The organism is Pseudomonas sp. Ga0074129 (assembly GCA_001465025.1).
Classification (GTDB): domain Bacteria; phylum Pseudomonadota; class Gammaproteobacteria; order Pseudomonadales; family Pseudomonadaceae; genus Aquipseudomonas.
In genome coordinates this window covers 46,520-72,757 of the sequence record LNDO01000062.1, presented here as the reverse complement: position 1 = coordinate 72,757, position 26,238 = coordinate 46,520, and the positions used below count along the sequence as shown (strand labels likewise).

The following is a 26,238-nucleotide window of genomic DNA, read 5'->3' as shown; positions in this document are numbered from 1 at the left end:
CTAGGCCGACGAAACCGCCGGCTAGGGCGCCATTAGTGGTCAGATCCTTCCAGTACATTGCCATTATCAGAACCGGGAAGTTAGTCGAGGCGGCGATGCCGAATGTCAGGCCGACTAGGAAGGCGACGTTCTGCTGCTCAAACAATATGCCCAGGCCGATGGCGATGATGCCCAGGCCAACGGTGGCGATGCGAGTTACACGCATCTCGTCTTTCTCGCTGGCGCTGCCTTTCTTCCATACAGTGGCGTAGAGATCGTGGGAAATCGCCGAGGCGCCAGCCAGTGCTAGGCCCGAGACCACAGCAAGGATGGTCGCGAAGGCCACGGCCGAGAGGAAACCGAGGAACAGGTTGCCGCCCACGGCTTTGGCCAGGTGCATAGCGACCATGTTGCCACCGCCGATCAGGGCTCCTTTGGTATCACCGCCGACGAAAAACTGCGGGTCGGTACCCACAATGACAATGGAGGTGTAGCCGAGGATGATCACTACTAGGAAGAAGAAACCGATAAAGCCAGTGGCATAGAACACTGATTTGCGCGCTTCCTTGGCATTGGGCACTGTGAAGAAACGCATCAGTATGTGCGGCAGGCCTGCGATGCCGAACACCAGTCCTAGTGATAGAGACGCTGCGTTGATAGGGTCGGCGAGCATTGAGCCGGGGCCCATTATATTCCAGCCACCAGCGTGTGCTTCGACGGCTCGGCTAGCCAGGGTTTCTAAGCTGAAGCCGAACTCGGCCATGGCCAACATGGCTAGGGTAGTGCCGCCCGCGAGCAACAGCACGGCCTTGATGATCTGCACCCATGTGGTGGCTATCATGCCGCCGAATATCACATACACCAGCATGAGGGCACCGACCACCATCACTGCCGTGGAGTAGTCGAGGCCAAACAGCAACTTGATCAGCTGTCCGGCGCCGACCATCTGCACCACCAAGTAGCAGCACACGACTGTTAGTGAGCCCAGCGCCGCGAAGGTGCGAATCTTGGTTTGGTCGAGGCGGTAGGACACGATGTCCGCAAAGGTGTAGCGCCCAAGGTTGCGAAGGCGCTCTGCCATCAGAAAGGTAATCACCGGCCAGCCGACAAAGAACGCCACGGTGTATACAAAGCCGTCATAGCCTTTGGCGAATACTAGGCTGGAAAGACCCAGAAGGGTCGCGGCCGACATGTAATCGCCGGCTATTGCCAAGCCGTTTTGGAAACCAGTGATACCACCGCCGGCGGTGTAGAAGTCCGAAGCGGACTTGGTTTGCCGTGCAGCCCACCATGTGATGGCCAGTGTGCCCATTACGAAGACGAAGAACATGGCAATGGCGTGCAGGTTGATGGGTTGTTTTTCCGCGACGATCGGCGCGGCAAACGCGGCGCTGGGCATTAGCAGCAGGCTGCTGGAGCTGAAGAGGCTCAGGAGGCTGAGGCGACGGCTCATTTCAGCTCCTCCAGCAGTTCTGCACCCAGAATATCGAAGCGAGTATTGGCACGGTGTACGTACCAGCCCGTGAGCAGCCAGGACAGCACGATGACGGCTGCAGCGACTGGGATGCCGACGGTCAAATGGCCGCCCTCCACCAGTGGTGCATGTAGCCATTTCGGGGCGAAGGCCACCGCCAGCATGAATATGTAGTAGCTACTAAGCACCAGGGCGGTTAGCGACCAAGCTAGCCGCGAACGGCTGCTTACAAGGCGCTGGAATTTGGGGTTGGCCCGAATGTGGTCGCAACTCTGGGCGTTGGTGCGCGTTGTCATAATGTGGCTCCTTATTTTTGTTGTTGCCTGGCCGAACCTGTTTGTCGTGGACGAGTCCAGGTCTCGTGGCATTGGCTGTGATCCACTTCCGGAAGAGCAGATCAAGGGTTGTGTCTGGCGTTACAGGGCTTTGGCCATATCGCGCAGGACAAACTTCTGAATCTTGCCGGTGCTGGTTTTCGGCAGTTGGGTGAAGACCACGGTCTTCGGCACCTTGAAGCCCGCCAGATGGTCGCGGCAGAAGCTGATCACCTCCGCCTCGCTTACGGCTTGCTGGTCGGCCTTGAGGGTGATGAAGGCGCAGGGCGTTTCGCCCCATTTTTCATCCGGGCGGGCGACTACGGCGGCTTCGAGCACCGCCGGGTGGCGATAGAGCACGCCCTCGACTTCGATGGTGGAGATGTTCTCGCCACCGGAGATGATGATGTCCTTGAGGCGGTCGCGGATTTCCACGTAGCCGTCCGGGTGGCATACGGCCAAGTCGCCGGTGTGGAACCAATCACCGGCAAAGGCTTCAGCGGTGGCGCTGGGGTTTTTCAGGTAGCCCTTCATCACCGTGTTGCCGCGCATAAAGATTTCGCCAATGGTTTCGCCATCACGCGGGGTCGGCTCCAGGCTTTTCGGGTCGGCCACCATCAGCCCTTCCAGGGTTGGGTAGCGCACGCCTTGGCGTGCTTTGATCGTTGCGCGCTCATCCAGCGGCAGGGCGTCCCACTCGGCATGCCAGGCGCACAGGGTCACTGGGCCGTAGACCTCGGTGAGGCCGTAGACGTGGGTGACGTGGATGCCCATTTCCTCGACCGCGCCGATGACTTTTGCGGGCGGCGCAGCGCCGGCGACCATGGCCTTGACCGGGTGATCGATGGCGGCTTTGGCTTCCGCCGGCATGTTGACCAAAGCGTTAAGCACAATCGGCGCACCGCACAAGTGAGTGACTTGCTCGGCGCGGATCAGCGTGAGGATTTTTGCCGGATCAACGCGGCGCAGGAACACATGCACGCCCGCCAGCGCCGTGATGGTCCACGGGTAGCACCAGCCGTTGCAATGGAACATCGGCAGGGTCCACAGGTACACCGGGTGGTTGCCCATGGCCCAGGTCATCTGGTTGCCCAGCGAGTTCAGGTAGGCACCACGGTGGTGATACACCACGCCCTTGGGGTTGCCGGTGGTGCCGGAGGTGTAGTTGAGGCTGATCGCCTGCCACTCGTCATCCGGCCACTGCCAGGCAAACTGCGGGTCACCTTCGGCGAGGAAGGCTTCGTAATCGAGGTCGCTGACGGCCTGGCCTTCGCCGTATTCCGGGTCGTCCACATCGATCACCAGCGGCGGGTGGTCGAGCATGCCGACGGCGGCGTGGATCACTTCATGGAACTCGCGGTCGGTGATCAGCACCTTGGCTTCGCCGTGTTGCAGCATGAATGCGATGGCTTCGGCATCCAGGCGCACGTTGAGCGGGTTGAGCACCGCGCCAATCATCGGCACGCCGAAATGCGCTTCGAGCATCTGCGGAATGTTCGGCAGCATCACCGCCACCGTGTCGCCTTTGCCAATGCCACGACCGGCCAGCGCTGAAGCCAAGCGCCGGCAGCGGGCGTAGGTTTCGCGCCAGGTGCGACGAATCGAGCCGTGCACCACCGCCGGGTAGTGCGGGTACACGCTGGCGGTACGCTCGATAAAGCTCAGGGGCGAGAGGGCGATATGGTTGACGGCAGCGGGCTCAAGGCCCTGTTCGTAGATCGACATGCGAATACCCACAGCAGGTTGGATGCTCGGGCCATGCAGCAGTTAGTCTTAGCGGCGGCCCGGTATTGTTCTGGGTGTATTTATATAGATCTCGTGTTTTATATGGAAGTTAAACCATGGTTGTATAGTATCTTTACTATACCTGGCGCGACCTATTAGCCCTTGGTCGCTTTGCAATTGCTTGTGCTTTGAGTGGATGCTCGCCGCCACTGGCTGCAAGGAACACAAACCCGGATGAATGAAATCTCTGTGCAGCTGCACAGCTGGCTGTGCATGCAGCGTGAAAGCCTGCCTTTGGTCGTGCGTGCCGATGCGTTGTTGCGCGCCTTGCAGGCCTGCCCTGAGGTGCGTCAGGCGTACTTTTTGCGCTGGCAGGCCGGCACCGCGATCTACAGCCATGAAGGCCGCGCGCCGCATTTGCCGCCCGGGTTTGGTGACCCGTTGCAAACCAGCGATCAGGCGCTGTGGACGCGCTTGCACGCGCAGCCCCGGCTCAGCCTGAGTGAATTGCGCCAACTGCCGTGCTGGCTGGCCGGGCGGGTGCGCCGCGCTGGCCTGAGCCACGGCCAGGCGCTGGCGTTTTCGCTGGATGACGGGCAACACGACCTGCTACTGCTTGAGCTGCACGAGCACGCCGGCAGTGACTGGCTTGATCTGCTGCACGCCATGCTCCAGGCCCTGCTAGCCAGCCTGCCGCAGCAAGCCCGTGGCAGCTTGTTGCTGGGCAGTGATCCGCAGCCCAGCCTGTTGCTGGACATCGACGCCAAACCGTTGCAACTGAACGCCGCCATGCACGGGTGGCTGAGTGCGCATAACGTGCCTGCCGTGGCCGATCTGTTGCCAGTGAACACCGCGCAACTGGTGCGCGCCTGTCTGCAACAAGGCCGTGCGATTGACGGTGTAGAGGCGCAAGTCGCCGGACAGGTGCTGATCTGGCTGTTTATGCCCGACCCGGCTGAACAGCAGGTGCTGGCCCGCTGCCGGGTCGCCACCGCGCAGGTGCAGACCGAGCGTGAAGCGCTCAAGGCCAGTCGGCTGTACCGGCTGATCACCGAAAACACCACCGACCTGATCTCCCGGCACACCCCCGATGGGCATTTTCTTGATGCCTCGCCCGCGAGCTGGACGCTGCTCGGCTTCTGGCCGGAAACCCTGCGCGGCACCCCGGTGCAGGCGCTGTTTCATGAGCATGACCGCCAGCACCTGGTCGACAGCACCCGCGAGGCGCTGGAGCTGGATGGTTACCACACCATGACCTACCGCATCCGCCACCGCGATGGCCATTACCTGTGGTTTGAAACCGCCAGCCGTGCCATTCGCGAAACTTACACCGGCACGGTGGTGGAGGTGGTCAGCGTGTCGCGCGATATCACCGCCCGCGTGCTGGCCGAAGAGAACAAGCGCCGCCTCGCTGAAGTGGTGGAAGCTAACACCGACTTGGTGCTGTTTATCGATCCGGACGGGCAACTCACGCACCTCAATCCGTCGGCGCGTCACGCCCTGAATATCGACGAGCAGCAAGCCTTGCCAGCCCTCGACCAGTTGCTCGCCCAGGACGATCTGCAACGCTTGCGCAATGGCGGCTGGCATACAGCCGACAGTCAGGGCGTGTGGAGTGCCGAGGCGCGCCTGCTGCCATTGGGCCCGCGTGCGCCCTTGCCGGTGTCACTGGTGCTGCTGGCGCACCGTGGGCGCGATGGCGAGCATTACTACTCACTGGTGGCGCGCGACATGACCGAGCGCGAACTGCGCGAAGCCCAACAGCGTCGCCATCAGGACGAGCTGGCCCACACCGCGCGGCTGGTCACCTTGGGCGAGTTGGCCAGTGGCATTGCCCATGAAATCAATCAGCCGCTGGCGGCGGTGGTCAACTACGCCAGCGCCAGCCAGCGTTACCTCAAAGCACTGGGCTCTAACCCCGACGCGGCCAGCAAGGTGGCGCAAGGGCTGGAGCGCATCACCGAGCACGCCAACCACGCCTCGGAAGTGATCAAGCGCCTGCGCGCCTTTTTGCGCAAAGGCCAGCGCCGCACCCAGGCGCTGGATATCGCCAGCGTCGCCCGTGAGGCCGTGCGTTTATGCCAGTGGGAGGCAAGCAACTGGCAGGTGAGCATCGTCGAGCAGTTAAGCGACCAGCTGCCGCCGGTGTATGCCGACCGCATCCTCATCGAACAAGTGTTGCTCAACCTGCTGCGCAATGCGATTGATGCCAACCGCGAGGCCCATCCGGGCCAGCCGTCGCGCATCGAACTGCGCGCCAGCGAACAGGCCGGCCAGCTTTGCGTGCAAGTGTGGGATCAGGGGCCGGGCGTGGCACAGGGCGAGTTGGAACACATCTTCACCCCCTTCTACACCAGCAAGGCCGAAGGTTTGGGGCTGGGTTTGTCGATGAGCCGCAGTATCCTCGAGGGGTTTGGCGGCGCGCTGGAAGCCTTGCCCGGTGCCGACGGTGGCCTGTGTTTGGAATGCCGCTTGCCGCTGTTGCGCGGCGAAGATGCAGAGAGTGCTGATCGCGGCTAAAGCGCCACAAAAAGCACTTGCGTGTTGGGGCTTGAGCCGTGACAAACCAAGGCATGACAATAAAAGGAGCAGGGCATGAGCCTGCAAATGCAACAACGGGTTTACGTGGTCGATGACGATCAAGGCATGCTCGACTCCACCGTCTGGCTGCTGGAGTCCGTGGGGCTGACGGCGCTGCCGTTCACCAGTGGCCGAGCCTTTCTCGATGCCTGCGACGAGCACAGCCAGGGCTGTGTGCTGCTGGATGTGCGCATGCCCGGCATGGGCGGCCTGAATGTGCAGGAAGCCATGCGCAGCCAGGGCATCACGATGCCGATTATTTTTGTCAGCGGGCATGCCGATGTGCCGATTGTGGTGCGTGCGTTCCGCGCCGGTGCCGTGGACTTTATTGAAAAGCCCTACAACGAACAGTTACTGCTCGACAGCGTGCAGCACGCGCTCAATCAGGAAGCTTCCAGCGCGCAAACCGACCCGCGTTTGCAGGCCTTGCAGCAACGCCTGGACAGCCTCACCCCGCGTGAGCGGGATGTGTTGCTGCCGTTGGTGCGCGGCTTCACTAACCGTGAAATTGCCGAGCAACTGGACATCAGCGTGAAAACCATCGACCTCTACCGCTCGCGGGTGATGAAGCGCATGCAAGCCGACAACCTGCCCGAGTTGGTCGGCATGGCCATCGCCGCCGGCTTGGTGGACGCCCTGCAGTTGCGGCCCTAGGCTGTACTATAGTCCCAAGTACGGCTGCATGGTGCGGGCTTACGATCAACGAGTCACTGTGACGTCAGGTACCTGGCGTTCGCTGCACAGGCGGGAGTTGTATGGTTCTGGAACTGCTGAATAACGTCATCCTGTTGATTGCCCTGTGCTGGATCCACGGCCTGATTACCCGCTATGTTGATGAACGCTCGCCTCTGGGCAAAGGCTTGTCTGGTGTTTTGTTTGGCGGCATTTGTATCCTAGGCATGATGGCGCCGATGACCTTGGCCGACGGGCTGATCTTCGATGGCCGCACGGCGGTGTTGAGCATGGCTGCCTTTTTTGGTGGCCCGCAGGTGGGGCTGATTGCCGGTGCCATTGCCGGCGCTTATCGCGGCTGGCTCGGGGGTGTCGGCATGCTGCCCGGGCTGCTGAATGTGCTGATGCCCGTGCTGATGGGCTTGCTCTACAGGCACCTGTACCGGCACGGACGGTTGGCCTTCAACCTGCCTAACCTGCTGCTGTTTGCCATCGCCATACAAGTGTTGCAGGTCCTCAATCTCACCCTCTTGCCTGCGCCAAAGTTTGCCCTGTTTATGCAGGATGCGGCCTGGGCGGTGTTTGTCCTTATGGTGCCGCTCACCCTGTTCCTCGGTCTGTTGCTCAAAGATGCTCATGTCCAGAGGTTGGATCGCAAAGCCCTGCTGCAGAGCGAAGCACAGTTGCGCGCGATCACCGAAGCGGTGCCCGATTTGTCGTTAGTGATGGACGAGGATGGGCGCTACCTGAGGATCAAGTCGCCGAAAACAGACCTTTTGCTCGACGGCGGACAGGGTTTGTTGGGCAAGCGCTTGCTCGATGTAATGCCCGTGCAGCAAGCGGACATGTTTATGGACTTCATCGCCCATACGCTGGACAGTGAGCAGCCGCAGACGCTGGAGTACGAGCTGCAAACCCCGGCCGGGCAACGCATGTTTGAGGCCCGCGCGCGGCGTATGGATGCCAAGGTCAATGGCAAGCGGGCCGTGGTGTTTATGGCGCGTGACATTACCGAACGTGTGGAAATGGAGCGTGAGCAGCGTATTGCCGCCATCGCCTTCGAGTCGCAGCAGGGCATGATAATCACCGATGCGCAGACGCGCATGATCAAGGTTAACCGCGCCTTTACCGACATCAGCGGTTATGTGCCGCAGGACGTGATTGGCCAGCCAACCCGCATGTTGGGTTCGGGGCGACAGTCCCCCGAGTTCTACCAGCAGATGTGGCAAACCCTCAGTGAAATGGATCACTGGAAAGGGGAAATCTGGAACCGCCGCAAAAGCGGTGAAACCTTTCCTGAATGGCTGTCGATCAGCGTTGTGCGCGATAAAGCGGGATTGGTGACCAACTATGTTGCCTCACTGACCGATATCAGCGAGCGCAAGGACGCCGAAGAGAAAATCCAGCATTTGGCGTTTTATGACCCGCTGACCGGGCTGCCCAATCGCCGCTTGCTGCGCGACCGTCTGCAACAGGCTGCGGCTTTGAGCCGGCGCAATGGGCACTTCAGCGCGCTGATCTTCCTTGATCTGGACGACTTCAAAAATGTTAACGACCTTTATGGACATCAAACGGGTGATGAGTTGCTGTGTCAGGTGGCGCAGCGCTTGAAGAACACCTTGCGTGAACTGGATACCGTGGCGCGTTTGGGTGGGGATGAGTTTGTCATCATGCTCGAAGGGCTCGAAGCCAATCCCGAAGATGCCGGCACCCAAGTTGAACACATCGGCAGCAAGCTTATGCTGGCCCTGCGTGAGCCTTATCTGGTCGGCGAGCACCGCCTGTTTAACAGCGCCAGCCTCGGCGTGGTGCTGTTCAACGATGAAACGCATAACGTGGATGAGTTGATGCAGCGCGCCGATTTGTCGATGTACAGCACCAAGTCCGCTGGCAAGAATGCCCTGAGTTTTTATGACCCGTTGATGCAGGAAATGGTCAGTCAGCGTTTGCAGTTGGAACATGACATGCGCCGAGGCTTGGCCGAAGGTGAATTTGTGCTCTATCTGCAGCCACAAATGAACCACCTGGGTGAGTTGCAAGGTGCGGAAGCGTTGGTGCGTTGGCTGCATCCGCAGCGGGGTTTGCTGGGCCCGGCCTTGTTTATCGAGATTGCCGAGCGCAGCGGGCTGATCGCCGAGCTAGATCTGTACCTCCTCAAGCAAGGCTGCCAGATACTGGCGCGCTGGGCTGCGCAGCCTGCGTTTGCCGGGCTGAGCCTGGCGGTAAACATCAGCAGCCGTTTGCTCTACACGGACGATTTTATTGCTCAGGTGCAGCGCATTCTGGCCGAGACTCAGGCCAACCCTCGCCAATTAAAACTGGAAATCACCGAATCACTGCTGCTCAGCGACAAGCACGAAGCTGCTCTGCGCATGCAGGCGTTACAGGCCCTCGGCATTCGCTTCTCGATTGATGATTTTGGTACGGGCTACTCCTCCATGGCCTACCTGCAACAGCTGCCGCTCAATCAGCTTAAAATCGATCAGTCGTTTGTCCGCGAACTGCCCGAAAGCAGCAGCCTAGCCATCGTGCGCGCCATTCTGGCGCTGGCGCAAAGCCTCGGGTTGGAGGTCATCGCTGAAGGCGTGGAAACCCAGGCGCAGTGGGATGTGCTGCGCGACAACGGTTGCCAGTTCTTTCAGGGCTACCTGTTTAGCCAGCCGGTGGCGGTGGCGGCTTTTGAATCAAAGCAATGGCATGTGCAGCCCGCAGACGCCCGGCGTACGGACTGACGTGCCGGGCGGAACTGGCTCAATCGAATCATGCCTACCCATGCCTGATGGCTCAGCGTTGTAGCGAATACCGGTCAATGTTCAGAGGCCTGAGCGGCGACTTTCAGTGAGGCGTTATGAGCATTAAACGACGAGATTTTCTCAACGGGGCAGCGCTGACGATTGCCGCCGGCCTGGTGCCGTGGCGCTTTCTGCGCGCCGAGTCGCGCGTGAATCCGCCGGCCTTGACGGGCTTGCGCGGCAGCCATGTAGGCAGCTTTGAGGTGGCGCATCAACTGGGCTGGGAGCGCAAGGTGTTCGCCACCGATCACCTGCCCCAGCATGAAGACTATGACCTGGTCGTGGTGGGTGCCGGCATCAGCGGCTTGGCGGCTGCCTGGTTTTACCGTGAACGCCACCCGCAGGCGCGCATTCTGCTGCTGGATAATCACGACGACTTCGGTGGCCATGCCAAACGCAACGAGTTTCGTGTGGGCGGTCGTTTACTGCTGGGCTATGGCGGCAGCGAATCGCTGGACTCGCCCAAGGCCAATTTCAGCGCCGAGGTGCAGCACTTGCTGACGGCGCTGGAGATCAAGCTGGAGCGCTTTCATCAGGCCTTTCAGCATCGCCTGTATGACGAGTTGGACAGTGCGGTGTTTTTCGATCAGCAGACTTTTGGCGAAGACCGGTTGGTCGTCGGCGAGCCGGATGCAGACGGTGCTGAAGAACCCGACTGGGCCGGTTTTATTGGCCAGTTCCCGTTGCCTGAAAGCGACCGCGCCGCCCTGCTGGCGCTGTATGCGGGTGAGCAGAATTACCTGCAGGCGCTGCCGCTCGATGAACGCGAGGCCTACCTCGACAGTTTGAGTTACCAGGCGTATCTCAAGCGTCATGTCGGCCTTTCGGACAAGGCCATCGCCTACTTTCAGCAGCGTTCCAGCGACGAATACGGCTACCGCATCGACTTTCTCCCGGCCAGTTACGCGCGTTATGCCGGCTATCCGGGCTTTGCCGGCCTGGGCCTGGAGGAGGATGACAGCGAAGAAGAGCCGTACATCTACCATTTCCCCGATGGCAATGCCGGTGTCGCCCGCCTGCTGGTGCGTGACCTGATCCCGGCGGTGGCCGCCGGGCAGGGCATGGACGATGTGGTGCTGGCCGCCTTCGATTACAGCCGTTTGGACCGCCCCGAGCACCGTGTGCGCCTGCGCCTGTCGAGCACCGTCGTCAGTGTGCGCAACCGTGAGGGCGGCGTGGACATCGGCTACAGCCAAGCGGGGCAGCTTTACCGGGTGCGCGCCCGGCAGTCGGTGCTGGCCTGCTACAACATGCTCATCCCTTACATTCTGCGCGACCTGCCGGCCCCTCAGGCGCAGGCGTTGGCGCAGAACGTCAAACTGCCCATGGTCTACGCCAACGTGGTGATTCGTAATTGGCAGAGTTGGGCCGAACTGGGCATGCAGGAGGTGTACGCGCCGGGCATGCCCTTCAGCCTGATGAAGCTGGATTACCCGGTGGATCTGGGCGGTTATCAGGCGCCGAATGATCCTGAACAGCCCATGTGCCTGCATCTGGTGCATGTGCCGCATGCCTCAGGTGTTGGCCCGGACCTGCGCACACAGGCGCGGGCCGCGCGCATGCAGATCTATACCAGCACCTTTGCCCACTACGAAGCGCAAATCCGTGATCAGTTGCAGCGCGTACTCGGTGGCGGTGGTTTCGATCATCAGCGCGATGTGCTGGCGATCACGGTCAACCGCTGGCCGCATGGCTATTCCTACTACAGCAATCCCTTGTTCGATGGCCCGGACGGTGGTGCGGCGGTGATGCAGCGGGCGCGTCAGCCCTTGGGTGCGGTGGCCATCGCCAACTCCGATGCTGGTTGGGACCCTTACCTGCACGCGGCCGTGGATCAGGCCTGGCGTGCGTTTAATGAGCTGAGCGAGGTTGTTGCGCAGTAGCGCCGTGTGGCATCCGACAATTGCCTAACGCGCGGGCCGGGCAAAGGCCTGCGCTAGGTCGGCGGCGCTGCCCGGCTGGGCAAACAGGTAGCCTTGAAAGCGATGACAGCCCATGCGTTTGAGGTTGTCGAATTGTTCGTGGGTTTCTACACCTTCGGCGGTGACGTGCAACTGCAGGTTTAGGCCCAGCGTCAGGATGGTGCGCACAATGGCCGCATTGCTCTGCTGTTCTTGCAGGTCGTGGATAAAGACCTGATCAATTTTCAGGTGATCCAGCGGTAAGCGCTTGAGGCAGATGAGTGATGAGTAGCCTGCGCCGAAGTCGTCCAGCGCCAGTTTCACGCCTTGCGCCCTGAGCTGTTCCATTTTTTGGATCAGGCTGTCCACGTTCTCCACCAACTGGCTTTCGGTCAGTTCCAGTTCCAGTCGATGTGGGTTGGCACCGCTGGCAACCAGGGCTGTGTTCACGTCGCTGAGAAAGTCCGGATGGTGGAATTGCTTGGCGCTGACATTCACCGCCAGGGTCAGGTTGCGCAAGTGCGGATGCTCGGCCCAGGCAGCCAGTTGCTCGCAAGCACGGCGCAAAATCAGCCGGCCGAGTGGCAGGATCAATCCGGTGCTTTCGGCCACAGCGATAAAGTCGGCTGGCTCGATCAGGCCGCGCGTGGGGTGCTGCCAGCGCACCAATGCTTCTGCCCCGATCAGCTGGCGCTGGGCATCGACTTGCGCCTGGTAGTGCAGCACGAATTGCTCCTGCACCAGGCTTTGTCGCAGATCATTCTCCAGGGAGGCGCGTGCCGTCACATCAGCCTGCATTTGCGGGTCGAAGAAGCGCATGGCATTGCGCCCTGCAGCCTTGGCCTGATACATGGCCAGGTCGGCGCGCTTGAGCACTTCTTCAACCGAGCTGCGATCGTCGGGGAACAGGGCAATGCCGACGCTGGCCGTGCTGACGTAGTCGGTTTTATCCAGCGGGTAGGGTGCAGCCAAGGCGCTCACCAGTTTCTTTCCTACGTATTCGACCTGGTTCAGCGCCTGCGCCGGGATCTGGCTCAGGCCTTCAAGCATCAGCACAAACTCATCACCGCCCAGGCGCGCCAAGGTGTCCTGGGTGCGCACGTGTTCGCTCAGGCGCTTGGCCACCTGCTGCAGTAATTGGTCGCCGGTGTCATGGCCGAGGGTGTCGTTGAGGTCTTTGAAGTTATCCAGATCAATAAACAGCAGCGCGCCCTGTTGCAGACCACGGGCATGCTTGGCCAGTGCCTGGCGCAGGCGGTCGAGCAGCATGCGCCGGTTGGGCAGCCCGGTCAGCGGGTCGTAGAAAGCCAGCTGATTGATGCGTTCCAGGTTCTTTTTATGCTCGCTGATGTCGGTAGAAATGCCGCACAGGGCGTAGACCTGGCCCCGGCTGTCGCGCAACGGCAGCTTGACCGACAGAAAGGTGTATTGGCTTTCGCCGTCGAGGCTGCGGTTGCATTCCTCACTTTCCACCCGCTCACCGAGCTTGAGTACGCGGCGGTCGTTTTCATTGAGGTTGGTGGCGGTGTCCAGGTCGAAAAATTGATCGTCGGTTTTGCCAATAACCTGCGCCAGCGGTTGCCCGAACAGCTCGCAGACTTTGCGGTTGGCGTATTGATAACGCAGTTGCGTGTCCTTGATGTAGATGTAGGCCTCAACGCTGTCGAGGATGGTGTTCAGGCGTTGCTCGCTGGCCAGTAGGTGGCGAGTTTTGCGATGCACCTGGCGGCGCAGCACGAATGCACCGCCCAGTGCGCCGAGCAGTAGCACGCTCAAAATGCCCAGGCTCCACCACACGGCTGCTGGGATGAGTACGCGCGGCTTATCTGCGCCCCAGTGCTGCAAGGTTTCGTAGTAGAGGGATGCCGGCGTGCGTTGCCAGCTTTGCAGATTTTGATCAATAGCGGCGAGCAGGTCGGCGTTATGCCCCTTGCGCGTGGCGAAAAACAACTGCGCCGGCTGGAACATGATCGAACTGCGCTGCAAGCGGTAGCGCGTTGCCTGGTAGTCGCCAAAGTGCAGGTTGGCCACCGCAGCGTCGGCTTCGCCTGCCGCTACTTGTTCAAACCCTTGGGCCAGACTGGTCACGCCAATTAGCTGGGCATTGAGACCAAAACTGCTCAGCAACTCGCGCAGGTATTGCTCTTGCACCGAGCCTTGCAGCACGGCGATGCGCAGCCCGGCCAGATCCAGTACGGACGCTAGGTTGAGGTGCTTGCTCGCGTAAACCTGCGACCAACTGAACAGTGCCGGTACTTGGTGAAAATCCAGCACCTGAGCTCGACTTTCGCTGAATGCGACATCGGGTAATAAGTCGATTTCGCCGTTTTGCACCCGGCTCAGGCAGGCTTGCCAGTCGCAGGGGGCGGGCGTCAGTTGCCAGTCTTCCTGGCGGGCGATTTCGCTGAGTAGTTCACCAAAAATGCCGGAGAGTTTGCCGTCCTGGTCGAGAAACAGCTTCGGCTCATTGGCATAGACGCCGACGCGCACCTCGCGTGCCATGCTGCTGACGGGCAGGCACAGCAGCCAGCCCGTCAGCAGCATCAGTAGGGAAAAACGGCGTAAACCTGAGCAATTCATGCGAAGACCGGCGTCGGTGCGGGTTTGCACGCCTAACAGTAGTCAGTAATTACGACAAACGCAGGAACATCAGCGCCTCAGTTGGCCCAGCCCTGATAAATGTAGGTCATAGGTTTGGGGCCCTTGAGGTAGTGGTTGCTCAACTCGCCGATCTGAAAACCACCGGCCTCAATCAACGCCTTGATGTCGCGATTAAGGTGGCAACCGCCGGCCAGCGGCTTCCACAGCGGGGTCAGGCGGTTTTGCCAGCGTAGTACGGGCAACTCGGGGGCCATGCCGTGTTCGCAGAACAACAGGCGGCCACCGGGTTTGAGCACACGGCGCATCTCGCGCAGTGCGGCCACGGCATCAGGGATGGTGCACAGGGTGAAGGTGCAGACAATGCTGTCGAAGCTGCCGTCCTCAGCCTGAATTTGTCCCAGTTCGAGGGCAATCATCTGCACCGGGATGCGGATGGCGGCTGCGCGCTGCTTGGCCAGCTTCTGCATGTCGGCACTGGGGTCGACGCCAACAATCGTGCTGACTTTGCTGGCGTCGTAAAACGCCAGGTTGAGGCCGCTGCCAATGCCGATTTCCAGCACCCGACCATGGGCTTGGGGCACCACCTGCGAGCGGGACTTCATCACCGCACCCATGCCGCAGGCGAGGTCGATCAGGTGAGGGAGCAGGTAGCGGTCGTAGAGATTCACGGGTAGCCCTCGGCTTTATTACTCGGCGTCGTCTGGCAGGTCACTGTTATCACCCGTGACGGCGGCGAAGCACTTGAGCCGGTGTGGGTCGCCACTGCCAGTGATGATCCAGGCATCGGCTTCGCCGTCAAAGCGCGCGGCCAGTACCTGTGCTAGTGCGAAATGCCATTTGCGCAGGGCGCGGCCATCCATGCATTCGATGCTGAGCACGGGCGTGTCGGTGACGACGGCCTGGCCGGCGTGGTGCTGCGCCAGTTGTTCGCTGTCGAGGTGAAATTGCCAGGCATGCAGGTCATCGATTTCCAGCATGTCGGCGGCGCTCAGGGCGCTGATCAGGTCGTGCGGAATACTCATGGGACGGTACTTCTCTTAGCGGCCAAGACGGCGCAGTTGTTTGGATTCAATCACCCGTGTGCCGGCATCTTCTTCCAGCGCCAAGCGCCACAGCGCGCGCGCCAGTACCGTGGCTTTAATTCCGCGATATTTGCCCGGGAGCCAGCGCATAAACGGCGCGGCCAGGCGTTCGCCCAAACGAAACTCCTGACGCGCACCGAGCAGCAGGGAGGGGCGGGCGATGGTCAGTTGCGGCCAGCCTTGTGCGCGCAGGGCATCTTCCATTTCACCTTTGACGCGGTTGTAAAACACCGAGGCGTTGGCGTCTGCACCGAGGGCGCTGATTACCAGCAGGTGGCGGGCGCCGAGGGCGCGGGCGCGCTCGGCAAAGGCGATCACCAAGTCGTAATCCACGGCGCGAAAAGCCGCTTGCGAACCGGCTTGTTTGATCGTGGTGCCGAGACAGCAAAAAGCGGTGTCCACCGGTCCAGTCAAGCCGGGCAGCAGGTCGGCCAGTTCGCCTTGTGGATTTTCCAAGTGCGGGTGTTCGGCTAGCGCGCGGCGGCTAGGGGCCAGGACGCGGGCCACGGTGGGTTCGTTCAGCAGGCGGTCGAGCAGGTGTTCGCCGGTCAGGCCGGTGGCACCTGCAAGCAGGATGTGTTGGGGCGTCAAATACATAGGCTATGAATCTCCGCTGATTTCTTTGAGCTTAACAGGCGCTTGGCGGTCAGGGTGTGTCGGCCGTTGGTGGGCTGTCCGCTGGGGCAGTCTGGGCCTGTTCGGCGCGCCAGGTTTGCCACTGCGCGAGCACGGCCTTGGCCGGCCAGATTTGCGGTTCGGAGGGTTCAAAGCCGTCGCTTTTTTCCCGCGCGGCCACGCTGGCTTTAGCCAGCTCGAAGGCGCGTTGCAGGTCATCGGTTTCCTGCAGGGCTTCGGCAAACAGGGCGCGGCCGAAGTAGGTGAAGTCGTTTTCTTCGGAACAGCCAAATGACACCCGGTCGGCGCGCGCCGCAGTGATCACCAGGGTTTTTTCGTCCTGCAGTTCAGGGATAAAGCCGCCGGAGTAGCAGGCCGAAATGACCAGCACCTTGTAGCGGTCCTTGAGTGGCGTGAGCAGGCTGGCCAGTTCACTGGCGGGCAGGTCAGCCAGCTGCAGGCGCGGCTGGTCGATGTGTAATTCGTGCTGGGCCGAGCCGTGGCTGGTGAGGTAAATGAAGATCAGGTCTTCCGCGCCGCTGCGCTCAGCCAGCGCCTGGAAACTACGGCCCAGGCTGGCGCTGGTGGCCATCGGGCGGGTGGCCAGATGATCGCGGTGGTTGATCAAAGTCAGCCGGCCGTGGGCCGCAAAGCGCGTTTGCAACAGGTTGCCGACGTAATCGGCCTCGCGCATAAACACGCTTTGCTTGCCGTCGCCGGCGACGGTCATGGCGTAGAGTTCGATCGCCGGAGTCGAGGCGGGAAGTTGCGCGATCGCCTCGTCCAGCAGGCGGCCTTGCTCCAGCAGCCCTTCAGCCAGTGCGTCGGCTATAACCTTGCCTTCACCGTCACGAATCAGCCGACCATGCTGCCAAGTGCCGCGCTGCACGCTGGCATCGGCCAGGGTCAGGCTGCCGTCACCGTGGTATTTGCCATAAGAAAATTGGCCTTGGTAAACACTGCCATCGGCTTGGCTCAAACGGCCCTCGCCATGGTAGCGCCAGTCGCGGAACTGGCCTTGGTAGTGGCTTGCGTCGGTGCCGGTCAACTGGCCCTTGCCGCTCAGGCTGCCCTCACGAAAGCGTCCGCTCCAGACGTCGCCGTTAGCGCTTTGGTAGCGCCCTTTGCCGTGAAACTGATTGTCGCGAAACTCGCCGCTGTACAGGTCGCCATCAGCGCTCTTGAAGCTGCCCAGGCCATTGAGTTGGTTATTGTCAAAACTGCCGGTGAAGACGTTGCCTTCGGTGTCGGTCATTACCCCCTGACCGTGCGGCTCGCCCCGTCGGAACTGGCCTTGAAAGCCATCACCGCTGCGCCATTGCAATACGCCCAGACCGTTGTATTGACCTTGGCGAAATTCGCCCCGGTAATCGAAGTCCGAGCTGCTCAGATGCCCTTCACCGCTGGGCAGGCCCTTTACAAAGTGGCCTTCGTAGCGGCTGCCATCGGCGTAGGTGTAAATGCCCTGGCCGTTGAATTGACCGTCTTTGAACTGCCCTTGGTAATGACTGCCATCACCGTAATCCAGCCGGCCCTGACCCTGCAGCAGGCCATTAATGACCTCACCACGGTATCGACTGCCATCCGGCAGAACCGCATCAGGCGGCAGCAACGGTTCAGCATCGCCGCACGCGGCCAGAAACAGGGCAAGGCTTAAAGGAGCCAGATGGGACAGACGCAGCATGGGCAACAATCCGGGCTGTGGAGGTACGCCGAGTATGCCTCAAACCGCGCAGAGTGCCGGGTTTGAGCGTACGGACGATATGAAAATAGGCGGGTGTGAGGTGTTACCGCTGCCGCGAGTGAGGCTGGTTGAGTAGGCCACGGCATACAGGTTGATCTGTACGCCGTGGTCAGCCGGCTGCGGTTAGACGAAGCAGAGGGTCAGCGGTTCAGCGATATAGGCGGGTTTTTCCGAACCTTCGATTTCCAGCACGACCTTGGCTTTGAGCAGCCATTGGCCGGGGTTTTTCTCGGTGGCATCGGTCAGGGTGACGACCAGGCGTACCTTGGAGTTGACCTTCACCGGCTGGATAAAACGCACGCTGTCCAAGCCATAGTTGACGGCCATCTTCAGCCCTTTGGGCATGATCATGATGCCTTCCATCAGCTTGGGCACTAGCGACAGCGAGAGGAAGCCGTGGGCGATGGTTGAGCCAAACGGGGTGAGCTTGGCTTTTTCCGGGTCAACGTGGATGAACTGGTGATCGCCGGTGCACTCGGCAAACTGGTTGATGCGCTCTTGATCGATGGTCAGCCATTCGGAACGGCCGAGTTCTTTGCCGATGTAGCTGGGCAATTCGGCGGCGGGTACTGATGTCATGGTTTCTCCTTGAAGACGCAAGTGTTGTTTTTTTTGGGGCGTAAATCCTTCTGCCTTTAGATCATCATGGGTTTGCGACAGGGTCAAGTGTCAGTTGCCGGCTGCATTGGCGTTTCTGCTTTTCCCACTCGACCGCTGTATCTCGGCCATTACCGAGGGGTTCTGCTTATAATGCGCGGCACTGCGCCTGGGATCATACGATTCGGAGATTACCCATCATGCTGTTACGCGGCCTTTCCTGGCTGGTGTTGTGCCAGCTTCTCGGCACTGCGCTGAATGTTCTGTTGATGCCGATGCTGCCGGGGCCAATCATCGGCATGCTGTTGCTGTTTGTCTTCTTGTTGGTGCGCGGGGAGGTGGGCGAGCCACTGCATGAAGCCTCGACGAGCTTGCTGAAGTACCTACCGTTGCTGCTGGTGCCGCCTGCGGTCGGCGTGATGGCCTATGCCGAAGCGATCTTTGCGGACTTCTGGGCGATTGCCGGGGCATTGTTGCTGTCGTTGCTGATCTCGATTGTGTTTACCGGTTGGTTGATGCAAAAGCTCATCGATCGTCAGCAACGCCGGGAGGATGCATGAATCTGGAATGGCACGCCGCCTGGCAGGCGCTCACTCATCACCCGCTGTTTGGTGTCGGCATCACCCTCGGCGCTTATCAATTGGCAGTGGTTGCCTACGAGAAAACCCGCTGGGTATTTTTGCAGCCGGTGTTGCTGTCCATGCTGACAGTAATCGGCATTTTGTTGGCCTGCGGCCTGACTTTTAACGAATACCGCGACAGCGTGGCGGCCATGACGTTGTTTCTGGGGCCGGCCACGGTGGCGCTGGCGGTGCCGTTGTTTATCAATCTGCGGCGTATTCGCCAGCTGTTTTGGCCAATCCTGATCACTCTGCTGATTGCGGGCGTGGTGGCCACGGTGTTGGGCGTGAGCCTGGCGTGGGCTTTTGGGGCCGAGCAGGTGATGCTGATGAGCATGGCGCCCAAGTCGGTCACCTCGCCGATTGCCATGTTGGTGGCCAATCAGATTGGCGGGATTGCCGCTTTGGCGGCGGTGTTTGTGATGATCACCGGGATTATTGGCGCGATTATCGGGCCGTCTTTGCTCAAGCGCTGCGGCGTGCACCACCCCGCCGCGTTGGGCATGGCGCTGGGCCTGACCGCCCACGCGGTGGGTACGGCGCGCGCCCTGCAGGAAGGCGATGAGTGTGGCGCTTTTTCTGCTCTGGCGATGAGTCTGATGGGTGTGGTGACAGCGGTATTGCTGCCGTTGGCGATTTTGTTCTGGCTATGAGGTTAGGCGTGTGACATTGCCGTTATTTGCACTCAATACCGTGCTGTTCCCCGGCTGCATGCTCGATTTGCAAATCTTCGAGCCACGCTACCTGGACATGATCAGTCGCTGCATGAAGCAGGGGCAGGGTTTTGGTGTGGTGTGCATTGTCGAAGGCAACGAAGTGGGAGCCGCAGCCGGGCAGTTTTCGGCGATGGGCTGCGAGGCCCTGATCCACGATTTCCAGCAGTTGCCCAATGGCTTGTTGGGTATTCGCGTTGAGGGTGCGCGGCGCTTTCGTGTGCTCAGCGCCCAGGTGTTGCCGGACCAACTCAGCGTGGCGCAGGTGCAATGGCTGAGCGAGTCTGATGAGCAGCCGCTGCGGGCCGAACACGCTGATTTGGCTGCATTGCTGAGCGCGCTCAGTGCGCATCCCTTGGTGGCTGCGTTGGGCATGTCGGCTGAGCCTGCCGGGCAGCAGGCGTTGGCCAATCAACTGGCCTACCTGCTGCCGCTGGACAGCGAGCGCAAGCTGCAATTGCTTGATACAGCCAGCGCTGAATCGCGCTTGGATTTACTCCAGCAACTGCTGGATTTGCTACAAAACGGCCATCAATAACGGTATAGCAACAGCCCCGCCGACAGTTGCCAAGTGGCCATGCCGCCCAACACCGCGATTACAGCCGGCAGCATTAACCACCAGACCTTGGCGGGTAGTGCCGGTAAAGGTGTGCGCCACTGCGCCAGAGCCAGGCTCAATGCGCAGATCCCAGCCGCCAAAGCGGCGCCCGCAATAATGTCGCTTGGCCAATGCACGCCCAAGTACACGCGCGAAAGGGCTATCGCGGTTGCCGGCAGGCTGGCCAGCAGTAGCCAGGTCAGCCGCCAGCGCGGCGGTTGCCCGCGGCCGGCCAAAAGCCCCAGCAGCAGGAAAAACGCAAACGCTGCGGAACTGTGTCCGCTGGGGAAGCTGTAACTGCTCAGGGGGTCGAGCAGCACATCTGGTCGGCTGCGGGCAAACAGCGTCTTGAGTGCGGTGTTCGCTAACGCGGTACCCAGCGTGGCCCCAATCGCCAGGTACAGCGCGCGCCATTGCCGGGTCGCCAGCAATACCAAACACAACACCAAGGCAGCAATCAGCTGTGTATGCAGGTCGCCAAGGCGGGTAATCAGCACCATCAGGCTGTCGAGGCTGGCCGTGCGTTGCGCTTGCAGCAAGGTCAGCAGGCCTTGATCGAGTTGGTTGAGGAAGGGCCAGCTGATCATTAACGCGGCACACAGCGTCAGGCTGGCCACGGCCGCCAGCAGGCTGGCGTGACGCACCTGGCGCAATGTGCCTTGAATGCTTAAGGCGGCGACGATGGCGACGGCAGCGGCGACTGCGCCCGCCTGCGGCCAGAAGTTCTCGGGCAAGGGCAGGCGCAGTGCGGCACCTGTGGCCCAGCCTGGCAGCATGTAGGCCACCGACCAACCCGCCGCGGCCAGCATACTGATTGCCATAAAACGAACCGGAGGCATATTCAGTGCGCCCGCCACCATAGGCAGCATGGGGCGCAGCGGACCGATGTAGCGACCAATCAGCAAACTGGCGACGCCATAACGCTGGAAATAGCCCTCGGCACTGCTCAGCCACTGCGGGTTATGGCGCAGCACCGGCAAGCGGCGAATGTCGCGATGAAAATAGCGGCCTATGGCGTACGACATTGCATCGCCCAGCAAACCGCCCACGTAGGCCAGCAGAAGTGTTTCCCAGAGCGTCAGCGCGCCGCTGCCCGCCAGCACCGCGACGGCGAACATCAGAATTGTGCCGGGTATGAGAATGCCAACAATTGCCAGGCACTCGATGCAGGCGATCAGCACAATGGCCAGTGCCAACCACTCGGGGTGGTGGCCAAGCCACTGCGTTACAGTCTCTAGCCACTGTGTCATGGCTGGTTATCCTTGTGCGGTTGATGGGCTGTACGGGCGCGGTTGGTGCGCGTGAGGCTACCTAAATATTCGAACACGCCGGGTTGAGCAGTGAGCGGCAAACTAAGGTTGGGATCGGCTGGCATGCGTTGTCGCTTGGCTCGTCAGGGCATAGGCTGCTGCGCAACAGGCGCGCGCAGGGTATCAGCGGTGCCGGTCAATAATAACAACAAGAGTCTTAATCATGCCTGAACGCGCCCGTGCCAGCAGCGCCCATATCAGCCCCAGCGCCCACTACACCGGCTACGTCTGGTATCGCCATCAATTGGCTGATGCAGCCTTTAAGACCGGGTTTGGTCGTTTTGTACACGGCCTGCTCAGCCCGATTACCTGGGGCGCGCGGGTTGGGTTTGGCCTGGACATTGAGCTGTTTCTGTTGCAGCGGCATTTGCAAATTGATGCGCAACTGACAGCCGCGATTGAGCAGCGTGGTGTGTGCCAAGTGGTGGAGATTGCATGCGGTTTGTCACCGCGCGGTCGTCGTTTTACCGCCCGTTACCCGCAGTTACGTTATGTCGAGGCAGATTTGCCGGTGATGGCGGCGCGCAAGCGGCTCTTGCTTCACGCGCAAGGCTGGTTGGGCAGTCAGCATCAGGTGCGGTCGGTGGATATTCTGGCCGAGGAGGGCAGCAGAAGCCTAAGCGCACTGTTTGCTGAACTGGACCGCAGTAAACCGCTGGTGGTGATTACCGAAGGGTTGGTGAATTACTTCGAGTTGCCCTTGATTGAGTCGTTCTGGACGCGCCTGGCTGAACAATTGCGCGTGTTTCCTCACGCCACCTACCTCACCGAACTGTACCCGGATCTGCATGAGCATCCGCGTTACCGCCAGTTGCGCTGGGGTGTTGATTTGATCGGCCGCCTTACGCGCGGCAGTTACCCGCTGCATTACCGCGATGATCAGGCGATTGCTCAGGGCTTTCAGCGTTGCGGTTTTACAGACGTAACGGTCTTTGATCCAAGCTTGACCAGTCAGGCGCTAGGCCTGGCGCCGTCGCGTAATGCGGGGTTGGTGCGGGTCATTGAGGCGCGGGTCTGAGCGTGCTCGCTGCAACGCGTTCAGCGCCTCGTGGAGGTGAGGTGACGTCTCGCGTTGCTTCCTTTCATTGCCTGTTAAGCGCAGGCCGCGCTGGGCAAAGGCGGCAGGCTAAATTGCAGGGCCAGTGTTTGGCTGGCGAGTGGTTCACTGTGCGGAAAGACGAAAGCCACGCCGTTGGCGTCTTGGCGCAGCGGCAGCAAAGGCTGCGCCGGCAAATCCTTGCAGTGCAGTTGCCAGCCACGCGTGCCGCACAACTCAGGCAGGTCGCCCTGTAGCAAACCACCAAAGAAACCCAGTTCATCCACCGTTACCCGCCATTCGCCGCCCTCGGCATGCCGCAAGAGCGCGTTGCGCTGGTTGGGCGGTAGGCGCGGTTCGTGGCGTTTGTTCAGGTGCAGCAATTGCTTTTGCGCCAGCAGGTGGGTGCCTGCACTGCGGCTGGGCAGGGCGTCGCCACGCAAAAATGGGTTGTACAAGCTGGCGCACGCTCCGCGTTGCTCAAACTGAGCGAGGTGGTCGGCGTTGTGGATCAGCGCGCACGTGGCCTGCGCACAGGCGTTGGCGAAGTGCGCGTGCTCCCACGGTTGAGTGAAATGATCATATTCGCCTGCCAGTACCAGGGTGGGGCAACTGGGATGCTGCTTAAAGCCCTGAAAATCCAGCAGGCGCTGACTGTTTTGCCGGTAGCGTTCGATGTCTGCTGCGGACAGGCGCTGGATCTGGCGCAGCAAGGCTTTACGAAATACCGGCGCGACGCCGGTCTGCTCCAGGCGCAGCGGGTTCAAAAGCCCCGTGAGTGCGCCATGGGCAAAAGCATCTGTGCGCCCTTCAGCCAGCAGCGCCAGCCCCTCTTGCAGTAACAGCCGCGCCCCTGGCCGACCGAAGGCCGTGATTCCCGCCAGCAACAGGCGGGCGCAGTGCCGAGGGTGGCGGGCGGCAAACAGCCCTGCCAATGCCGAGCCATACGACAACCCGATCGGCATCAGCGGCGGCAGTTCGAGTTCTTCGGCAAAGGCGGCGATTAGGTCGGCCAGTTGTTCCAGGCTCAGGTGGGGGGCCAGTTGCAGGTTGCAACCCTGGCTGGGTAGATCAAGCAGGATGACTGGGTGTTCGGTGAGGAGCTCGCTGACCTCGGCGGCAAATGAGCGAAAACTCTGGAAGGCCCCGCCCAGCAGCAGCACGGGCGGGCGCGGGTCATGACTGCGCAGGGCGAAGGCCTGGTAATGCAGGCGCAGTTCGCCCAGTTGCAGTACACGCGGGGCTTCGTTGAGTTGCGCAGCGCAATAGTCGGTACGGTAATGCATGCTGATCCCACCCGGCGGTTGACCGCCTGTTTTTCGTACAGCTTCACGGTAAACATTTATGCGTATTTTGTTTACCTAACCTTCGGGCGGCAGATGCAGGCTGGTGTCACTGTTTCCCGCCAAGGCCTATCGCCATGGCTTTTGCCGCGTTACCGAAGGTTCTGCTGAACGACCTGTTTACCGTCCGCCGCACAGCGCTGGGCGTGAGGCGGCGCGCCCGTTATACTCAGCGACTTTTTTCAACCGCCAGACCTGCCAAGATCATGACTGAGTCCGTGCTCGACTATATGACCCGCCTGGGACAGGCCGCCCGCAGTGCTTCGCGCGTACTCGCGCGGGCCAATACGGCGCAGAAAAACCGTGCCCTGCAGGCTGCTGCTGCTGCGCTGGACGCCGCGCGCAGCGAATTAACGGCTGCCAACGAACTGGACCTGGCCGCCGCCCGCGCCAATGGTCTGGAACCGGCCATGGTTGATCGTCTTGCACTCACGCCGTCGGTAATCGACTCGATGATCGAAGGCCTGCGTCAGGTGGCGACCCTGCCGGACCCGATCGGCGAGATCCAGGGCATGCGTTACATGCCGTCCGGGATTCAGGTCGGCAAGATGCGCGTGCCGCTGGGCGTGATCGGCATCATTTATGAGTCGCGGCCGAACGTGACCATCGATGCCGCCAGTCTGTGCCTGAAATCCGGTAACGCCACCATTCTGCGCGGCGGTTCCGAGGCGATTCATTCCAATCAGGCCATTGCCCGCTGCATTCAGCTCGGTCTGGCTGAAGCAGGCTTGCCGGCCAGCGCCGTGCAGGTGGTAGAAACCACCGATCGCGCCGCTGTGGGTGCGTTGATCAGCATGCCTGAGTTTGTTGATGTGATCGTGCCGCGTGGCGGCAAAGGCCTGATCGAGCGCATCAGCCGCGACGCCAAAGTGCCGGTGATCAAGCATTTGGACGGCGTCTGTCACGTTTATATCGATATCGCCGCTGACCTTGATAAGGCCATCCGCGTAGCTGATAACGCCAAGACCCATCGCTACTCGCCGTGCAATGCCATGGAAACCCTGCTGGTGCACGCCGCCATGGCCGACAAGGTGCTGCCGCCGCTGGCTGCGATCTACCGCGATAAAGGCGTTGAACTGCGTGGCGACGCCGCGACCCGCGCGCTGCTTGGCAGCGACGTGCTGGAAGCGAGCGAAGACGATTGGTTCGCCGAATACAACGCGCCGATCCTGGCGATTCGCATTGTTGAATCGCTAGATGCGGCCATCGAGCACATCAACCAATATGGCTCGCAGCACACCGACGCCATCATCACCGAGAACTTCAGCGATGCTCGGCGCTTCCTGACCGAAGTGGATTCCGCCTCGGTGATGGTCAATGCTTCAACGCGGTTCGCCGATGGTTTTGAGTACGGCCTGGGCGCGGAGATCGGTATTTCCACCGACAAGCTGCACGCCCGTGGTCCGGTCGGTCTGGAAGGGCTGACCAGCGAGAAGTATGTGGTGTTTGGCGACGGACATATCCGTACCTGATGGCCCAGCGTAGCGACGCCCGACGCATAGGCATCCTCGGTGGCACTTTTGATCCGGTGCACATTGGCCATTTGCGCAGCGCGGTGGAAGTCGCCGAGGCGTTGCAGCTTGATGAGTTGCGCCTGATTCCCAGTGCGCGCCCGCCGCATCGCAATGCGCCGCAGGTCAGTGCGCAGGATCGTCTGGCCATGGTCACGTTGGCGGTGGCGGATGCTGATGTGCTGGAGGTGGATGATCGCGAGTTGCAGCGCGACAAGCCGTCTTACAGCATCGACACGTTGGAATCGCTGCGCAGTGAACTGAGCGCGGATGATCAGCTTTTTTTGCTGCTGGGGTGGGACGCCTTTTGTGGTTTGCCCAGTTGGCAGCGCTGGGAAGAACTGCTGCAGCACTGCCATATTCTGGTGTTGCAGCGCCCCGACGCCGACAGTGAGGCGCCAGAGGCGCTGCGTGATCTGTTGGCGGCGCGCAGTGTGAGTACACCGTCGGCCCTTGAAGGGCCGGGCGGACAAATTGCTTTTATCTGGCAGACACCCCTGGCGGTGTCGGCTACCCAGATCCGCGCGCTACTGGCGAGCGGAAAGTCGGCACGCTTTCTGGTGCCTGACACGGTACTGGCCTATATCCATGCCCACGGACTGTACCGTGGCGCGAATTGAACACGAGGCAAACGAGTTATTTATGACAAACGCAAAAATGCAGAGCGAAGACCTGGTCAAGCTGGCCATCACCGCTCTGGAAGAAATCAAAGCGCAAGACATCACCACCATTGATGTGCGCGGCAAAACCAGCATCACCGATTTCATGCTGATCGCAAGCGGCACCTCCAGCCGTCACGTTAAGTCGCTGGTCGACAACGTGCTGGAGAAGGTCAAAGAGCAGGGCGTGCGCCCGATCGGTACTGAAGGCATGGACACCGGCGAGTGGGCACTGCTCGACCTGGGCGACATCGTCGTACACGTGATGCTGCCTACTGCCCGTCAGTTCTATGACCTTGAGCGTCTGTGGCAAGGTGCCGAGCAGAGCCGTGCGCAGTTCAGCGCCGAGCCTGGCCCCGAGCAGAATTAAGG

General features: G+C 60.9%; 22 protein-coding genes. 11 read left to right on the top strand and 11 right to left on the bottom strand.

Features of this window, described 5'->3' with window-relative positions; translation table 11 throughout:
* The 3 genes from actP to AUK77_RS06765 all read right to left on the bottom strand — a co-directional run.
* A partial coding sequence (actP, locus tag AUK77_RS06775; RefSeq protein WP_296127469.1) for a cation/acetate symporter ActP occupies nucleotides 1-1,432 on the bottom strand: 1,432 nt, incomplete at its 3' end.
* On the bottom strand, nucleotides 1,429-1,749 hold the full coding sequence (locus AUK77_RS06770; protein ID WP_296127467.1) for a DUF485 domain-containing protein: 321 nt from the start codon (nucleotides 1,747-1,749) through the stop codon (nucleotides 1,429-1,431). The genes actP and AUK77_RS06770, both read right to left, overlap by 4 nt.
* A gap of 120 nt (nucleotides 1,750-1,869) precedes the next feature.
* Nucleotides 1,870-3,492 (bottom strand): acyl-CoA synthetase, encoded by a 1,623-nt coding sequence (locus AUK77_RS06765; protein WP_296127465.1) that lies wholly within the window; start codon nucleotides 3,490-3,492, stop codon nucleotides 1,870-1,872.
* Nucleotides 3,493-3,726: 234 nt separating this feature from the next.
* Here AUK77_RS06765 and AUK77_RS06760 point away from each other — a divergent pair, with 234 nt between their 5' ends.
* The 4 genes from AUK77_RS06760 to AUK77_RS06745 all read left to right on the top strand — a co-directional run bounded on the left by AUK77_RS06760 (nucleotide 3,727) and on the right by AUK77_RS06745 (nucleotide 11,419).
* Nucleotides 3,727-6,012: a PAS domain S-box protein gene (locus AUK77_RS06760; RefSeq protein ID WP_296127463.1), complete on the top strand. Its 2,286-nt coding sequence runs from the start codon at nucleotides 3,727-3,729 to the stop codon at nucleotides 6,010-6,012.
* Nucleotides 6,013-6,099: 87 nt separating this feature from the next.
* Complete coding sequence (locus AUK77_RS06755) at nucleotides 6,100-6,726, top strand: response regulator transcription factor (protein WP_296127480.1); 627 nt, start codon at nucleotides 6,100-6,102, stop codon at nucleotides 6,724-6,726.
* A gap of 101 nt (nucleotides 6,727-6,827) precedes the next feature.
* Entirely contained in the window at nucleotides 6,828-9,476 is a 2,649-nt protein-coding gene (locus tag AUK77_RS06750; protein ID WP_296127461.1) for an EAL domain-containing protein, read from the top strand.
* 116 nt (nucleotides 9,477-9,592) lie between these two features.
* A complete protein-coding gene (locus AUK77_RS06745) occupies nucleotides 9,593-11,419 on the top strand; it encodes an FAD/NAD(P)-binding protein (protein ID WP_296127459.1) in 1,827 nt (608 codons plus the stop codon).
* Between the two features lie 24 nt (nucleotides 11,420-11,443).
* On the opposite strand, the gene AUK77_RS06740 is transcribed toward AUK77_RS06745, so the two are convergent.
* The 6 genes from AUK77_RS06740 to AUK77_RS06715 all read right to left on the bottom strand — a co-directional run bounded on the left by AUK77_RS06740 (nucleotide 11,444) and on the right by AUK77_RS06715 (nucleotide 18,058).
* Nucleotides 11,444-14,017 carry an EAL domain-containing protein gene (locus AUK77_RS06740; RefSeq protein ID WP_296127458.1) on the bottom strand — a complete coding sequence of 858 codons (2,574 nt, stop codon included), beginning with the start codon at nucleotides 14,015-14,017 and terminating at the stop codon, nucleotides 11,444-11,446.
* Nucleotides 14,018-14,094: 77 nt separating this feature from the next.
* Nucleotides 14,095-14,706 (bottom strand): class I SAM-dependent methyltransferase, encoded by a 612-nt coding sequence (locus tag AUK77_RS06735; RefSeq protein ID WP_296127455.1) that lies wholly within the window; start codon nucleotides 14,704-14,706, stop codon nucleotides 14,095-14,097.
* An 18-nt stretch (nucleotides 14,707-14,724) separates the two neighbouring features.
* Entirely contained in the window at nucleotides 14,725-15,060 is a 336-nt protein-coding gene (locus AUK77_RS06730) for a DUF5629 family protein (RefSeq protein WP_296127453.1), read from the bottom strand.
* A 15-nt stretch (nucleotides 15,061-15,075) separates the two neighbouring features.
* The gene (locus AUK77_RS06725) at nucleotides 15,076-15,717 is read right to left on the bottom strand and encodes an oxidoreductase (protein WP_296127451.1); all 642 of its coding nucleotides are present in this window, start codon (nucleotides 15,715-15,717) and stop codon (nucleotides 15,076-15,078) included.
* A gap of 49 nt (nucleotides 15,718-15,766) precedes the next feature.
* Nucleotides 15,767-17,419 (bottom strand): C13 family peptidase, encoded by a 1,653-nt coding sequence (locus tag AUK77_RS06720; protein WP_296127449.1) that lies wholly within the window; start codon nucleotides 17,417-17,419, stop codon nucleotides 15,767-15,769.
* 183 nt (nucleotides 17,420-17,602) lie between these two features.
* A complete protein-coding gene (locus tag AUK77_RS06715; protein WP_296127447.1) occupies nucleotides 17,603-18,058 on the bottom strand; it encodes a MaoC family dehydratase in 456 nt (151 codons plus the stop codon).
* Nucleotides 18,059-18,276: 218 nt separating this feature from the next.
* Here AUK77_RS06715 and AUK77_RS06710 point away from each other — a divergent pair, with 218 nt between their 5' ends.
* Genes AUK77_RS06710 through AUK77_RS06700 form a run of 3 tightly spaced genes read left to right on the top strand, consistent with a single transcriptional unit; the run spans nucleotide 18,277 to nucleotide 19,947 of the window.
* Nucleotides 18,277-18,636, top strand: coding sequence for a CidA/LrgA family protein (locus AUK77_RS06710; RefSeq protein ID WP_296127445.1), 360 nt, complete (start codon nucleotides 18,277-18,279; stop codon nucleotides 18,634-18,636).
* Between the two features lie 2 nt (nucleotides 18,637-18,638).
* Complete coding sequence (locus AUK77_RS06705; RefSeq protein WP_296127478.1) at nucleotides 18,639-19,349, top strand: LrgB family protein; 711 nt, start codon at nucleotides 18,639-18,641, stop codon at nucleotides 19,347-19,349.
* A gap of 10 nt (nucleotides 19,350-19,359) precedes the next feature.
* Entirely contained in the window at nucleotides 19,360-19,947 is a 588-nt protein-coding gene (locus tag AUK77_RS06700) for an LON peptidase substrate-binding domain-containing protein (RefSeq protein WP_296127443.1), read from the top strand.
* Here AUK77_RS06700 and AUK77_RS06695 read toward each other — a convergent pair.
* Nucleotides 19,941-21,257 carry a bifunctional DedA family/phosphatase PAP2 family protein gene (locus AUK77_RS06695; RefSeq protein ID WP_296127441.1) on the bottom strand — a complete coding sequence of 439 codons (1,317 nt, stop codon included), beginning with the start codon at nucleotides 21,255-21,257 and terminating at the stop codon, nucleotides 19,941-19,943. The two genes, AUK77_RS06700 and AUK77_RS06695, sit on opposite strands and share 7 nt — an antisense overlap.
* A gap of 223 nt (nucleotides 21,258-21,480) precedes the next feature.
* Here AUK77_RS06695 and AUK77_RS06690 point away from each other — a divergent pair, with 223 nt between their 5' ends.
* A complete protein-coding gene (locus AUK77_RS06690; RefSeq protein WP_296127439.1) occupies nucleotides 21,481-22,335 on the top strand; it encodes a class I SAM-dependent methyltransferase in 855 nt (284 codons plus the stop codon).
* 74 nt (nucleotides 22,336-22,409) lie between these two features.
* Here AUK77_RS06690 and AUK77_RS06685 read toward each other — a convergent pair whose 3' ends face one another.
* Nucleotides 22,410-23,639, bottom strand: coding sequence for an alpha/beta hydrolase (locus tag AUK77_RS06685; protein ID WP_296127436.1), 1,230 nt, complete (start codon nucleotides 23,637-23,639; stop codon nucleotides 22,410-22,412).
* Nucleotides 23,640-23,902: 263 nt separating this feature from the next.
* Between AUK77_RS06685 and AUK77_RS06680 the strand changes: the two genes are divergently transcribed.
* Genes AUK77_RS06680 through rsfS form a run of 3 tightly spaced genes read left to right on the top strand, consistent with a single transcriptional unit; the run spans nucleotide 23,903 to nucleotide 26,236 of the window.
* Nucleotides 23,903-25,168: a glutamate-5-semialdehyde dehydrogenase gene (locus tag AUK77_RS06680; protein ID WP_296127434.1), complete on the top strand. Its 1,266-nt coding sequence runs from the start codon at nucleotides 23,903-23,905 to the stop codon at nucleotides 25,166-25,168.
* Entirely contained in the window at nucleotides 25,168-25,827 is a 660-nt protein-coding gene (nadD, locus tag AUK77_RS06675) for a nicotinate-nucleotide adenylyltransferase (RefSeq protein WP_296127432.1), read from the top strand. Before AUK77_RS06680 ends, nadD begins: the two co-directional genes overlap by 1 nt.
* 37 nt (nucleotides 25,828-25,864) lie before the next feature.
* Nucleotides 25,865-26,236: a ribosome silencing factor gene (gene rsfS, locus AUK77_RS06670; RefSeq protein ID WP_296127476.1), complete on the top strand. Its 372-nt coding sequence runs from the start codon at nucleotides 25,865-25,867 to the stop codon at nucleotides 26,234-26,236.
* Nucleotides 26,237-26,238: the final 2 nt, after the last annotated feature.

Coding starts and splice junctions, on each gene's coding strand:
- AUK77_RS06770 (WP_296127467.1), bottom strand. CDS start 1,749: ATGACAACGCGCACCAACGCCCAGAGTTGCGACCACATTCGGGCCAAC.
- AUK77_RS06765 (WP_296127465.1), bottom strand. CDS start 3,492: ATGTCGATCTACGAACAGGGCCTTGAGCCCGCTGCCGTCAACCATATC.
- AUK77_RS06760 (WP_296127463.1), top strand. CDS start 3,727: ATGAATGAAATCTCTGTGCAGCTGCACAGCTGGCTGTGCATGCAGCGT.
- AUK77_RS06755 (WP_296127480.1), top strand. CDS start 6,100: ATGCAACAACGGGTTTACGTGGTCGATGACGATCAAGGCATGCTCGAC.
- AUK77_RS06750 (WP_296127461.1), top strand. CDS start 6,828: ATGGTTCTGGAACTGCTGAATAACGTCATCCTGTTGATTGCCCTGTGC.
- AUK77_RS06745 (WP_296127459.1), top strand. CDS start 9,593: ATGAGCATTAAACGACGAGATTTTCTCAACGGGGCAGCGCTGACGATT.
- AUK77_RS06740 (WP_296127458.1), bottom strand. CDS start 14,017: ATGAATTGCTCAGGTTTACGCCGTTTTTCCCTACTGATGCTGCTGACG.
- AUK77_RS06730 (WP_296127453.1), bottom strand. CDS start 15,060: ATGAGTATTCCGCACGACCTGATCAGCGCCCTGAGCGCCGCCGACATG.
- AUK77_RS06725 (WP_296127451.1), bottom strand. CDS start 15,717: ATGTATTTGACGCCCCAACACATCCTGCTTGCAGGTGCCACCGGCCTG.
- AUK77_RS06720 (WP_296127449.1), bottom strand. CDS start 17,419: ATGCTGCGTCTGTCCCATCTGGCTCCTTTAAGCCTTGCCCTGTTTCTG.
- AUK77_RS06715 (WP_296127447.1), bottom strand. CDS start 18,058: ATGACATCAGTACCCGCCGCCGAATTGCCCAGCTACATCGGCAAAGAA.
- AUK77_RS06710 (WP_296127445.1), top strand. CDS start 18,277: ATGCTGTTACGCGGCCTTTCCTGGCTGGTGTTGTGCCAGCTTCTCGGC.
- AUK77_RS06695 (WP_296127441.1), bottom strand. CDS start 21,257: ATGACACAGTGGCTAGAGACTGTAACGCAGTGGCTTGGCCACCACCCC.
- AUK77_RS06690 (WP_296127439.1), top strand. CDS start 21,481: ATGCCTGAACGCGCCCGTGCCAGCAGCGCCCATATCAGCCCCAGCGCC.
- AUK77_RS06685 (WP_296127436.1), bottom strand. CDS start 23,639: ATGCATTACCGTACCGACTATTGCGCTGCGCAACTCAACGAAGCCCCG.
- AUK77_RS06680 (WP_296127434.1), top strand. CDS start 23,903: ATGACTGAGTCCGTGCTCGACTATATGACCCGCCTGGGACAGGCCGCC.
- nadD (WP_296127432.1), top strand. CDS start 25,168: ATGGCCCAGCGTAGCGACGCCCGACGCATAGGCATCCTCGGTGGCACT.
- rsfS (WP_296127476.1), top strand. CDS start 25,865: ATGCAGAGCGAAGACCTGGTCAAGCTGGCCATCACCGCTCTGGAAGAA.